This window comes from Pantoea sp. 18069 (genome assembly GCF_902706035.1).
Lineage (GTDB): Bacteria > Pseudomonadota > Gammaproteobacteria > Burkholderiales > Burkholderiaceae_C > Comamonas.
Window position 1 is genome coordinate 41,991 of the sequence record NZ_CACSJA010000002.1, and the last position, 12,773, is coordinate 54,763.

A 12,773-nucleotide genomic window follows, 5' to 3' on the forward strand; every position below is an offset into this window, starting at 1 on the left:
CATGCTGTACGACGCCACCGCCCCCTATCCCCGAGACCTGGTGGGCTACGGCCGCAAGCCGCCCCACGCCCAATGGCCGGGGCAGGCGCGGATCGCAGTGCAGTTCGTGCTCAACTACGAGGAAGGCGGCGAGAACGCCGTGCTGCACGGCGACCCGGCGAGCGAGCAGTTCCTGTCCGAAATGTTCAATCCCGCGGCCTATCCCGAGCGCCACATGAGCATGGAAGGCATCTACGAATACGGTTCGCGCGCGGGCGTCTGGCGCCTGCTGCGCGAATTCGACAAACGCGGCCTGCCGCTCACGGTGTTCGGCGTCGCCAGCGCCCTGCAGCGCCACCCCGACGTGACCCAGGCGTTTGTCGAGCTGGGCCATGAAGTCGCCTGCCACGGCCTCAAGTGGATCCACTACCAGGGCGTGGCCGAGGAAGTCGAACGCGCCCACATGCAGCAGGCGATGGCGATTTTCCAGCAGCTGTTCGGCGAGCGCGCAACGCATGGCCTGGGCTGGTACACCGGGCGCGACAGCCCCAACACCCACCGCCTGGTCGCCGATTTCGGCGGCTTTGCCTACGACAGTGACTACTACGGCGACGACCTGCCGTTCTGGATGAAGGTCGCGAAAAGCGACGGCACCAGCGCGCGCCAGTTGATCGTGCCCTATACGCTCGACTGCAATGACATGCGCTTCGCCCTGCCCCAGGGTTTCTCGCACGCCGATCCCTTCTTCCAGTACCTCAAGGACACGTTCGACGTGCTCTACGCCGAAGGCGACCCCGCGGGCGACAACGCGCCCAAGATGATGAGCATAGGCATGCACTGCCGGCTGCTGGGCAAGCCCGGCCGGATCACGGCGCTGCAGCGCTTTCTCGACCACATCCAGCAGCACGAGGCGGTCTGGGTGTGCCGGCGCATCGACATCGCACGCCACTGGGCACAGACCCACCCCTGCCAGGATTGAACGCCATGCCCTTGACGCTGGAACAGCTGAATCAGGCCGACCCGGCCCAGGCCCTCGCCCTGCTCGACGGCCTCTACGAACACTCCCCGTGGATTGCCGCGGCGGCGCTGGCACAACGACCGTTCCGTTCGCTCGATCACCTCAAGCACACGATGGTGCAGGTGCTCGCGGCCGCGCCGGCGCAGGCCCGGCTCGACCTGATCCGCGCCCACCCCGAACTCGCGGGCAAGGCCATGGTGGCGCGCAGCCTCACGGCCGAGTCGACCAACGAACAGAACCGCGCCGGGCTCACGCAATGCACGCCCGGGGAGTTCGCGCGCATCCAGCAGCTCAACGCCGACTACAACGCGCGCTTCGGTTTTCCGTTCATCCTCGCGGTGCGCGGCCCGCGCGGGCTGGGCCTGGCCAAGCAGGAAATCATCGCGACGTTTGCGCGCCGCCTGCACAACCACCCCGACTTCGAATGCGCCGAGGCGATTCGCAACATCCACCGCATCGCCGAGATCCGCCTCAACGACAAGTTCGGCCATGTGCCCGCGCTGGGCAACGATGTCTGGGACTGGCAGGAAGCGCTGGCCGAATACTCCGACCCGGGCTTTGCCGAACACGGCCAGCTCACCGTGACGTATCTCACCGACGCCCACCGCGCCTGCGCGCAGCGCATCAGCGACGGGATGCGCGACTGCGGATTTGATGAAGTCGCCATCGACGCCGTGGGCAATGTCGTAGCCCGCTACCATCCGAGCGACGCGGCCGGGCGCTATCTGCTCACGGGCAGCCATTACGACACCGTGCGCAACGGCGGCAAGTACGACGGCCGCCTGGGCATCTTCGTGCCCATGGCCTGCGTGCGCGAGCTGCACCGCGCGGGCCGGCGACTGCCCTTCGGCATCGAGGTCGTGGCCTTCGCCGAAGAGGAAGGCCAGCGCTACAAGGCCACCTTCCTGGGTTCGGGCGCGTTGATCGGCGACTTCCGCCCCGAATGGCTGGAGCAGCAGGATGCCGATGGCGTCACCATGCGCGCGGCCATGCAGCACGCGGGCCTGGAGCCCGACGGCATTCCTGCGCTCAAGCGCGACCCGGCCGACTATCTGGGCTTTGTCGAAGTGCATATCGAGCAGGGCCCGGTACTCAACGAACTCGACATTCCGCTGGGCGTCGTGACCTCGATCAACGGCAGCGTGCGCTATCTGTGCGAAATGACCGGCATGGCCAGCCATGCGGGCACCACGCCCATGGACCGCCGGCGCGACGCGGCCACGGCCGTCGCCGAACTCGCGCTGTTCGTCGAGCAGCGCGCGGCGCGCGACGGCGACTCGGTGGCCACCATAGGCCAATGGCAGGTGCCCAACGGCTCGATCAACGTCGTGCCCGGGCGCTGCCTGTTCAGCCTCGACATGCGCGCGCCCACCGATGCGCAGCGCGACGCGCTGGCGGCCGACATCCTCGCCGAACTGGAGGCGATCACCGCGCGCCGCGGCCTGCGCTGCAGCAGCGAGCTCGCCATGCGCGCGGCCGCCGCGCCCAGCGATCCGGCCTGGCAGCAGCGCTGGGAGAAAGCCGTAGCGGCGCTGGGCCTGCCGGTATTTCGCCTGCCCAGCGGCGCGGGCCACGACGCGATGAAGCTGCACGAAGTCATGCCCCAGGCCATGCTGTTCGTGCGCGGCCTCAACGCCGGCATCAGCCACAACCCGCTGGAAAGCACGACGGCCGACGACATGCAGCTCGCGGTCGAGGCCTTCACCCATGTCCTGAACCAATTGAGCGACGAAGCGCAATGAGCCAAGCCCACGACCACGCAGACACCGCCTGCGCCACTTACTCTGCACTCGACGCCTGGATCGACGCGCATTTCGACGCCGAAGTGCAATTCCTGCAGGCGCTGGTGCAGGTGCCCACCGACACCCCGCCGGGCAACAACGCGCCGCATGCAGAGCGCACCGCCGCGCTGCTGCAGGACTTCGGCATGCAGGCCGAAAAGCACGCCGTGCCCACGCCCGAGGTCCAGGCCTACGGCATGGAATCGATCACCAATCTGATCGTGCGCCGCCCCTACGGCCCCGTGGGCTCGGGGCGCACGATTGCGCTCAACGCGCATGGCGATGTCGTGCCGCCGGGCGAAGGCTGGAGCCGCGACCCCTACGGCGCCGAGATCGAGGACGGCAAGCTCTACGGCCGCGCCGCGGCCGTGAGCAAGAGCGATTTCGCGAGCTTCACGTTCGCCGTCCGTGCGCTCGAAGCCGTGGCCCGGCCCACCCAGGGCGCCATCGAGCTGCACTTCACCTATGACGAGGAATTCGGCGGCGAACTCGGCCCGGGCTGGCTGCTGCGCCATCAGCTCACAAAGCCCGACCTGATGATTGCCGCGGGCTTCAGCTACGAAGTGGTCACGGCCCACAACGGCTGTCTGCAGATGGAAGTCACGGTGCACGGCAAGATGGCGCACGCGGCCGTGCCGCAAACCGGCGTGGACGCGCTGCAGGCCGCAACGGCGCTGATGAACGCACTCTACGCCGAGAACGCCAGGTACCGGCAGATCACGTCCGCAGTACCGGGCATCACCCACCCCTACCTGAACATCGGCACCATTCAGGGGGGAACCAATACCAACGTGGTGCCTGGAAAAGTGGTGCTCAAGCTCGACCGGCGCATGATTCCCGAGGAAGATCCGAGCGCCGTCGAAGCCGGCATCCGCGCGCTGATCGCCCAGGCCGCGGCCGACTTCAATCGCCTGCATGGCCTCGAAGGCGAGGACGCGGTGCACATCGCCATCAAGCGCCTGCTGCTGGCGCGCGCCATGACGCCCCTGGCCGGCAACCAGCCGCTGGTCGACGCGCTGCAGCAGCATGGCGAAGCCGTGTTCGGCCAGAAGCCGCCGGCCGTGGGCACGCCGCTCTATACCGATGTGCGCCTCTATGGCGAACACGGCATTCCCGGCGTGATCTATGGCGCCGGGCCGCGCACGGTGCTCGAATCGCACGCCAAGCGCGCCGACGAGCGCCTGCAGCTTGAAGACCTGCGCCGTGCAACGAAAGTCATCGCGCGCAGCCTGCACGACCTGCTGGGCTGAAGGCCCGCGCGGGAAGGCGCCGCTGCGCGCCCTCAGAACGTGTTCACGATCTCAGTGGCCCTGGCCGTGTGTATCGCCCGGTTCCGAGTACCCTTGAGCGTGGATATCCTTCAGCGCCACCAGGCAGGCAGCGACCTCGGGCGACGTGATCAGTGGCTCTACGTCCTGAAAAGACGGCATCTGCATGGACGGCAGCGGCAGCGGTTCTTCGTATGCCCCGCCAGCCGCCAAGCCTTGCTCGACAGCGTCCCAGAACCCGTCGCCGGACAGCGACCAGCCATAGTCCGCAGCGTCGTAGCGCACGAAAATGCCATCGCCACGCAAAATCGCCTGTGCGCTCCGATCGATATCGGCGTCCGGCAAATCTGCGCGCCATTTTGGATAGTCATACGCTACTTGCGCGGCGTGCCCCGGAAAATCCAGCGCATCGCCGGGCACATACAGCCTCACCGTGGTGAACGGGTTGAAGCGCAGGCTGCTGTCCTCGTGCGGCGCTGGGCCGCTGTGCTGGTCAGCGGCGGGAGGTGCATCCAGCGGCTCCGGGGCCGGGAACACTCTGCGGCCGTCGGCGTCCACGGCAACGCGCGCGTTGTGCTGCGTGTTCGCCTGCAGCAGGCGCTGCGCGTCGTCCAGGCCATCGCCGGGCATCCGATCCTGCTCCTCCTCGATGTTCTCCAGTGCAATGAGGCATAACACTTCCAGTGCGTCCTCAAAGCCTTCGAAGTCGAACAGCGCGATCACATCGCTGTATTCGGCACCTGCGAAATAGAAATTCTCGTGATCGTGCAGATAATGAAATCTGTTGAGTTCTTGCAGATCGTCTGGATGGGCGCGCTCTTCCCCTTCGAAAAGAATGTACTGCGACACCGCCAGGGTTTGGGACGCCTGATGGAAAGCACCGTCCACCCCACCCATCAACGCCGCAGGCGACAACAAGCCATGCAGGATTTCTATCAGTTCCAGCTTGTCCAGTTTATTGACCAAGCTCGCATAAGGGTTCGAGGGGTTCTTCGCATGGGGGTTTGTGTTGCGGGGCATGTGATGGAAAAGCTTTGTGGGTGAAAAGGAATGCAGCGCCGGACCGCAGTGGCTGGTCCCGGCCGACATCTGCATGGGAGCATTCGGATGAATAAAATTATGACTAACAAATACCACTATTCAATAGTATAAATCTATCAATCTTTGTGGGACACAGCACTACATGCCGGCCCTGTGACAGCTAATTTGCGCAGCGATGCCGCAGTCCCGCCATCGCGCCACCGAATCCGGTATCCTGCTGGCCTCGCTTGCCACTGTGGCAATGCCTGTTTCCACGGAGCGCCCGGCGACATTGCCGGCGTTGTGCGCGCTGCGCGCCAGGCCGGCGCCCAATGAGCGCCGCTCAGGCCCGCAGCCGCCTCTGGCTATCTCCGGACCCGTGCCCCGGCCGCAAGGCCTGGGAGAATTGCTTTTCCAGCCCCCGTGGCATGGCTCTTTGGGCCGTGCCGCGCACCGCCATCAGGTAAGCTCACCCCGAGCCATTTGTCGAGAATTTTCGTATGACCCAGAACCTGTCAAACGCCGAGCAAGCCCTGCGCGAAGCTGCGCGCGAATACCACCGCAGCCCCAACAAGGGCAAGATCTCGGTCACCCCGACCAAGCCGCTGTCCAACCAGCGCGATCTGTCGCTGGCCTACTCGCCCGGCGTCGCCTATCCCTGCCTGGACATCGAGGCCGATCCGTCGCTGGCCGCCGAGTACACCGCGCGCGGCAACCTGGTCGGCGTGATCACCAACGGCACGGCCGTGCTGGGCCTGGGCGACATCGGCCCGCTGGCGAGCAAGCCGGTCATGGAAGGCAAGGGCTGCCTGTTCAAGAAGTTCGCCGGCGTCGACGTGTTCGACATCGAACTCGCCGAACGCGATCCGGACAAGCTGATCGACATCATTGCCGCGCTCGAGCCCACGCTCGGCGGCATCAACCTCGAGGACATCAAGGCCCCCGAGTGCTTCTATATCGAACAAGAACTGTCCAAGCGCATGAACATTCCGGTGTTCCATGACGACCAGCACGGCACGGCCATCATCTCCAGCGCCGCGCTGCTCAACGGTCTGGAGCTCGTCGGCAAGGACATCGACAAGGTCAAGATCGCCGTGTCGGGCGCGGGCGCTGCCGCCATTGCCTGCGTGGGCGTGATGGTCGGCCTGGGCGTCAAGCGTGAGAACGTGTTCATGTGCGACTCCAAGGGCCTGATCTACGAAGGCCGCCCCGGTGGTCTCGACGCGTCCAAGGCCCAGTACGCGCAGAAGACCGAAGGCCGCACGCTGGCCGACGCCGTCAATGCCGCCGACGTGTTCCTCGGCTGCTCGGCCCCGGGCGTGCTCACGGCCGAAATGGTCAAGACCATGGCCGACAAGCCCATCATCCTGGCGCTGGCTAACCCCGAGCCGGAAATCCGCCCCGAGCTGGCCAAGGCCATCCGCCCCGACTGCATCATCGCCACCGGCCGTTCGGACTACCCGAACCAGGTGAACAACGTGCTGTGCTTCCCCTACATCTTCCGCGGCGCGCTCGACTGCGGCGCGACCAAGATCACCGAGGAAATGAAGCTCGCCTGCGTGCGCGAAATCGCCAACCTGGCCAAGGCCGAGATGAGCGACGAAGTCGCCGCGGCCTACCAGGGCAAGGAACTGTCGTTCGGCCCCGACTACATCATTCCCACGCCGTTCGACGTGCGCCTGATCCTGCGCATCGCGCCCGCCGTGGCGCGCGCCGCCGAAGCTTCGGGCGTCGCCACGCGCCCTATCGCCGACTACGAGGCCTACCGTGAAAGCCTCACACGCTTCGTCTACCAGACCAGCATGTTCATGCGCCCGGTGTTCGCCGCGGCCAAGCAGAACCTGCAGCGCGTGGCCTACGCCGAAGGCGAAGACGAGCGCGTGCTGCGCGCCGTGCAGGTCGCCGTCGACGACGGCCTGGCAAAGCCCATCCTGATCGGCCGCCCCGCGGTCATCGCCGCGCGCATCGCCAAGGCCGGCCTGCGCCTGCAGCCGGGCAAGGACGTCGAAGTCTGCAACCCCGAAGACGACCCGCGTTTCCGCCAGTACTGGGAGACCTATCACAAGCTGATGGGCCGCAGCGGCGTCACGCCCGAGAACGCCAAGGCCGCGGTGCGCCGCTCCAACACCTTGATCGCCGCGCTGATGGTGCACCTGGGTGATGCCGACGCCATGCTCTGCGGTCTCGTGGGTCGCTTCGACAGCCACCTCGAACACATCGAAAAGGTGCTGGGCCTCAAGGACGGCGCACCCGGTTTCGCGACCGTGAATGCGCTGATGCTCGAAAGCCGCACGCTGTTCATCGCCGACACCTACATCAACGAGAACCCCGACACCGACCTGCTGGCCAGCATCGCGCAGATGGCGGCCGAGGAAGTGCAGCGCTTTGGCCTGCCGCCCAAGGTCGCGTTCCTGTCGCACTCGAACTACGGCTCGTCGACCCGCGCCTCGGCGCTGAAGATGCGCGCCGCGCGCGATCTATTCGCCAGGAATGTGCCGCACATCGAGTGCGACGGCGAAATGCACGGCGATGCAGCCCTGTCGCCGGATGTGCGCGAGCGCGCGCTGCTTGACGGCTCGCTGCAAGGCGAAGCCAACGTGCTGATCTGCCCCAATCTCGACGCCGCGAACATCCTGTTCAACGTGCTCAAGACCACGGCCTCTCACGGCACGACCATAGGCCCCGTCCTGCTGGGCAGCGCCGCCGCCGCCCATGTGCTCACGCCTTCGAGCACGGTGCGCCGCGTGGTCAACATGACCGCACTGGCCGCGGCCCAGGCGCAGACGCTGCACGCCTGATCACGCGCCCTGCCTGGCAGGGCCTGCGGTGAACAGCACGCTTTCGGGCGTGCTTTTTTTTGCATCCATGACGCATGGTGAGCTTAGACGCGTCCATCCGACCATGAACGGCCTGTACCCATGCCTGGAGCGCAGGCCGCTCACCCTTCGACAAGCTCAGGGCGAACGGGGGGGCCCTTCGACAAGCCCAGGACCCAGGGCGAACGGGAAACGGCCCTAGATCTCGTCGATTGCCGTACTCGCCTGCGCCGCCTGCGTCTGATCGGCCGTGATCGCGAAGCGGTCACGACAAGTCACATAGAAGCTCGCGCCAAAGCGCCCCACGGGGAAATAGTCCTGCAGCGACACGCGCCACTTCTCGGTGTCGACCAGTCCGTCGCGCACCGCGAGCCAGACCACACGGCCGATGAACACATAGCGGCTTTCGGTTTCCATGACTTCGTGCAGCCGGCACTCGAAGGCCACGGGAGCTTGGGCAATGCGCGGCGGCTGCACGCTGTGCGAAGGCACGGCGCTCAGCCCCACATGCACCAATTCGCTGTGCGTGACCGGCAGTCGGTCACCACAGCGGTGCATGGCTTCGGCAATCGCTTCGTCGGCGATATGCACCACGAATTCGCGCGTGCGCAGGATGTGGGCGGCCGTGTCCTTGAGGTGGCCGTCGCTGAGCTTGTTGATGCTCACCATCACGATGGGCGGGTCCTCGCCGACCATGTTGAACATGCTGAAGGGCGCGGCGTTGACGGTGCCGTCCTCGGCCAGCGTGGTGATCAGCGCGATCGGGCGCGGCACGATCAGGCTGGCCATCAGCTTGTAGCGGGCATAGCTGTCTATCTGGGTGAAATCGATCTCGGTCATGAAGGGCCTTGCGTGAATGTCGTGGGCACGCGCCTGGATGCAAGCGCAGCGGCTGATCCGATTTTCGCAATAAGCATGCCGTGGACAGCACACGGCAGCGCACCAATTCGGTACACACCAATACGGCAATGACTGTATGCAACTTTTGTCGCACTGCATCGGTGCAGACAGCCCCATGGAGTGCCACACACCGGTCTGCGCAAGCTGGCATTGTTTTTGCGCTGTCATGGGTATTACCTGCCCATTCCTTTCAAGGACCACCATGCAAAAGCGTTTCTTCCTGAAGGCCAGCGCGGCCGCCCTCGCCCTGTCGTGCGCTGCCGTCCATGCGGCCGACACGCCGATCAAGTTCCAGCTCGACTGGCGCTTCGAGGGCCCGGCGGCGTTCTTCCTGCAGCCGGTGGCCAAGGGACACTTCAAGGCCGAAGGCCTGGACGTGCAGGTCGATGCGGGCAGCGGCTCGGGCGGTGCGGTGCAGCGCGTGGCCTCGGGCACCTATGACATGGGCTTTGCCGACCTGGCCGCGGTGATGGAGTTCCATGCGAACAACCCCGATGCGCCCAACAAGCCCGTGGCCGTGATGGTGGTCTACAACAACACGCCGTCGTCGGTGATGGCGCTGAAGAAAAGCGGCATCCAGACGGCGGCCGACCTGTCGGGCAAGAAGCTGGGCGCGCCGGTGTTCGACGCCGGGCGCAAGGCCTTCCCGATCTTCGCCGCCGCCAACAAGGTCGGCAACGTGGCCTGGACGACGATGGACCCGCCGCTGCGCGAAACCATGCTGGTGCGCGGGGACATCGACGCGATCACCGGCTTCACCTTCACCTCGCTGCTCAACCTCGAGGCGCGCGGCGTCAAGGCCCAGGACGTGGTGGTGCTGCAGTACGCCGACTACGGCGTGAAGATGTACGGCAACGTGATCATCGCCAGCAGCAAGCTGATCCAGGAGAACCCCGAAGCGGTGCGCAAGTTCCTGCGCGGCTTCACCAAGGGCGCGAAGGAAGTCATCGCCAAGCCCGCCGATGCGATCGCTGCCGTCAAGGCGCGTGACGGCATCGTCAATGTGCCGCTGGAAACACGCCGCCTGCAACTGGCCATCGACACCGTCGTCAACAGCCCCGACGCACGCGCCGAAGGCTTCGGCCAGATCAACGCCGCGCGCATGGCGCTGATGGCCTCCCAGGTCTCGGACGTCTACGCCACCAAGCAGCGCGTGCCCACGGCCACGGTCTGGAACGGCAGCTTCCTGCCCACCGCCGCCGCGCTCGACATCCTGCCGCGCAAATAAGACCTGTGCGCCACGCCGCCCCACCCCACCAGGAACCTCCCGTGAACAAACGCTCCTTCCTCCAGACCGCCGTTGCCATCGCATCGTTGACCGCCTCCGCCTGGAGCATTGCCGCGGCGCCCGCGATCACGCCCCTCAAGTTCCAGCTCGACTGGCGCTTCGAAGGGCCGGCGGCCTTCTTCGTGCATCCCGGCGCCAAGGGCTACTACAAGGAAAGCGGCCTGGACGTGACGGTGGAAGCGGCCAGCGGCGCGGGCGCGATCCAGCGCGTGGCGTCGGGCACGCATGACCTGGGCTTTGCCGACCTGTCGGCACTGATGGAATTCCACGCCAACAACCCCGACGCGCCCATCAAGCCCGTGGCCGTGATGGTGATCTACAACACCACGCCGGCCTCGGTGATGGCGCTGAAGAAAAGCGGCATCAAGACGGCTGCCGACCTGACCGGCAAGAAGCTGGGCGCGCCCATCTTCGACGCGGGCCGGCGCACCTTCCCGCTGTTCGCGCAGGCCAACAATGTCGGCGAAGTGCAGTGGACCACGATGGACCCGCCGCTGCGCGAAACCATGCTGGTGCGCGGAGACGTCGATGCCGTCACGGGCTACACCTTCACCAGCCTGCTCAACCTCGAGGCGCGCGGCGTCAAGCGCGAGGACATCGTCGTGCTGCCCTATGCCAGCCACGGCGTGCAGCTCTACGGCAACGTGATCATCGCCAGCCCCAAGCTGATCGCCGAGAAGCCCGAAGCGCTCAAGGCCTTCCTGCAGGCCTTTGCCAAGGGCGCCAAGGAAGTCATCGCCCAGCCCGCGGCCGCGATTGCTTCGCTCAAGGCCAAGGACGGTCTGGTCAACACCGACGTCGAAATCAAGCGCCTGCAACTGACCATAGACACCGCCATCGACAGCCCCGGCGCGCGCGAGGAAGGCTTTGGCCAGCTGCGCCTGCCGCGGCTGCAACTGATGGCCGAACAGGTCGCCAAGGCCTATGGCACCAGGAACCCCGTGCCGGCCAACGCCGTCTGGAACGGCAGCTTCCTGCCCGCAGCCACCGCCCTGGACGTGCTGCCCAGGAAATGACGCCCGCCGGCCGACATCCCTCCAAAGAAATGAACCGCATGACGGACTCCGCTCCTCCCTTCGTCGACTTCCGCAACGTCTGGCTCGCCTACAACGAAGAACTGCGCGCGCAGAACCACTTCGCCGTCGAAGCCATCGACCTACAACTGCAGCAAGGCGAATTCATTGCCATCGTCGGGCCTTCGGGCTGCGGCAAGTCGACTTTCATGAAGCTCGCCACGGGCCTGCGCATGCCGTCCATCGGCCGCATCCTGATCGATGGCCAGCCCGTCACCGGGCCGCTGAAGATCTCGGGCATGGCCTTCCAGGCGCCGTCGCTGCTGCCCTGGCGCACCACGGTCGAGAACGTGCTGCTGCCGCTGGAAATCGTCGAGCCCCACCGCAGCCAGTTCAAGGCGCGGCGTGCCGAATATGAAGATCGCGCGCGCCGCCTGCTGCAGAAAGTGGGCCTGGCCGGCTACGAGGACAAGTTCCCCTGGCAGCTGTCGGGCGGCATGCAGCAGCGCGCGAGCATCTGCCGCGCGCTGATCCACGAACCCAAGCTGCTGCTGCTCGACGAGCCGTTCGGCGCGCTCGACGCGTTCACGCGCGAGGAACTCTGGTGCATTCTGCGCGACCTCTGGACCGAACAGAAATTCAACGTGATCCTGGTCACGCACGACCTGCGCGAATCGGTATTCCTCGCCGACACGGTCTATGTGATGAGCAAGAGCCCGGGGCGCTTTGTCGTCAAGCGCGAGATCGAACTGCCGCGCCCGCGCGAGCTCGAAGTGACCTATACCAAGGAGTTCAGCGACATCGTGCACGAGCTGCGCGGACATATCGGCGCCATGCGCCACAGCGCTCCCAGCACAACAGCCAGCGTCTGAGACGCCGCAAGAAAGCCGATTTATGAAAATCTCCCCGCGCGTCGAACGCTGGTCCCCCTGGCTGCTGATGCTGGCCATCATCATCCTGTGGCAGGTCATCTGCTCGGCCTTCCAGGTTTCCGAATTCATCTTCCCCAGCCCCTGGCTGATCTTCACCCAGTTCGTTGAATTCAGCGGCGTGATCGCCGCCCATGCCTGGCGCACCTACTGGGTGACCATGGCCGGGTTCGGCCTGGCCATCGTCGTCGGCGTGCTGCTGGGCTTTCTGATCGGCAGCTCGCGCCTGGCCTATGCCGCGCTGTACCCGCTGATGACGGCCTTCAACGCGCTGCCCAAGGCCGCGTTCGTGCCGATTCTCGTGGTCTGGTTCGGCATAGGCGCGGGCCCGGCGATCCTGACGGCGTTCCTGATCAGCTTCTTTCCCATCATGGTCAACATCGCCACCGGGCTGGCCACGCTCGAGCCCGAGCTCGAGGACGTGCTGCGCGTGCTTGGCGCCAAACGCTGGGACGTGCTGACCAAGGTCGGCCTGCCGCGCTCCATGCCCTACTTCTATGGCTCGCTCAAGGTGGCGATCACGCTGGCCTTTGTCGGCACGACGGTCTCGGAAATGACGGCCGCCAATGAAGGCATAGGCTATCTGCTGATCTCGGCCGGCTCGTCGATGCAGATGGGCCTGGCATTCGCCGGCCTGCTGGTGGTCGGCGCGATGGCCATGGCGATGTACGAGCTGTTCAGCTGGGTCGAAAAGCGCACCACCGGCTGGGCCCACCGCGGCTCGAACAACCACTGAACGCACGCCACGCCGCTCGCCCACC

At 65.8% G+C, this 12,773-nt stretch carries 10 protein-coding genes; 8 read left to right on the forward strand and 2 right to left on the reverse strand.

The features are described 5' to 3' along the window. Nucleotide 1: 1 nt before the first annotated feature. From puuE to GVL12_RS02315, 3 genes are read left to right on the forward strand one after another with little or no spacing between them, the layout of a single operon-like run. Nucleotides 2–958: an allantoinase PuuE gene (gene puuE, locus GVL12_RS02305; protein ID WP_159911040.1), complete on the forward strand. Its 957-nt coding sequence runs from the start codon at nucleotides 2–4 to the stop codon at nucleotides 956–958. A 5-nt stretch (nucleotides 959–963) separates the two neighbouring features. Then, entirely contained in the window at nucleotides 964–2,739 is a 1,776-nt protein-coding gene (gene uraD, locus GVL12_RS02310; RefSeq protein ID WP_159911041.1) for a 2-oxo-4-hydroxy-4-carboxy-5-ureidoimidazoline decarboxylase, read from the forward strand. After that, nucleotides 2,736–4,028, forward strand: a complete 1,293-nt coding sequence (locus GVL12_RS02315) for a M20/M25/M40 family metallo-hydrolase (protein WP_159911042.1) — start codon at nucleotides 2,736–2,738, stop codon at nucleotides 4,026–4,028. The genes uraD and GVL12_RS02315 overlap by 4 nt, the downstream gene beginning before the upstream one ends. A 51-nt stretch (nucleotides 4,029–4,079) precedes the next feature. Here the strand turns inward: GVL12_RS02315 and GVL12_RS02320 are convergent, their stop codons facing one another. Next, nucleotides 4,080–5,141, reverse strand: coding sequence for a hypothetical protein (locus GVL12_RS02320; RefSeq protein ID WP_159911043.1), 1,062 nt, complete (start codon nucleotides 5,139–5,141; stop codon nucleotides 4,080–4,082). A 425-nt stretch (nucleotides 5,142–5,566) separates the two neighbouring features. Here GVL12_RS02320 and GVL12_RS02325 point away from each other — a divergent pair, with 425 nt between their 5' ends. Then, nucleotides 5,567–7,864, forward strand: coding sequence for an NADP-dependent malic enzyme (locus tag GVL12_RS02325; protein WP_159911044.1), 2,298 nt, complete (start codon nucleotides 5,567–5,569; stop codon nucleotides 7,862–7,864). Between the two features lie 216 nt (nucleotides 7,865–8,080). On the opposite strand, the gene GVL12_RS02330 is transcribed toward GVL12_RS02325, so the two are convergent. Continuing rightward, nucleotides 8,081–8,722: a flavin reductase family protein gene (locus GVL12_RS02330; RefSeq protein WP_159911045.1), complete on the reverse strand. Its 642-nt coding sequence runs from the start codon at nucleotides 8,720–8,722 to the stop codon at nucleotides 8,081–8,083. Between the two features lie 262 nt (nucleotides 8,723–8,984). On the opposite strand from GVL12_RS02330, the gene GVL12_RS02335 reads away from it, so the two are divergent. Genes GVL12_RS02335 through GVL12_RS02350 form a run of 4 tightly spaced genes read left to right on the forward strand, consistent with a single transcriptional unit; the run spans nucleotide 8,985 to nucleotide 12,748 of the window. Beyond that, on the forward strand, nucleotides 8,985–10,010 hold the full coding sequence (locus GVL12_RS02335; RefSeq protein WP_159911046.1) for an ABC transporter substrate-binding protein: 1,026 nt from the start codon (nucleotides 8,985–8,987) through the stop codon (nucleotides 10,008–10,010). A gap of 41 nt (nucleotides 10,011–10,051) precedes the next feature. Beyond that, nucleotides 10,052–11,086, forward strand: a complete 1,035-nt coding sequence (locus GVL12_RS02340; protein ID WP_159911047.1) for an ABC transporter substrate-binding protein — start codon at nucleotides 10,052–10,054, stop codon at nucleotides 11,084–11,086. A gap of 38 nt (nucleotides 11,087–11,124) precedes the next feature. Further along, nucleotides 11,125–11,955: an ABC transporter ATP-binding protein gene (locus tag GVL12_RS02345; RefSeq protein ID WP_200843438.1), complete on the forward strand. Its 831-nt coding sequence runs from the start codon at nucleotides 11,125–11,127 to the stop codon at nucleotides 11,953–11,955. A gap of 22 nt (nucleotides 11,956–11,977) precedes the next feature. Beyond that, nucleotides 11,978–12,748, forward strand: a complete 771-nt coding sequence (locus tag GVL12_RS02350) for an ABC transporter permease (protein WP_159911049.1) — start codon at nucleotides 11,978–11,980, stop codon at nucleotides 12,746–12,748. The last annotated feature ends 25 nt before the right edge of the window (nucleotides 12,749–12,773 follow it).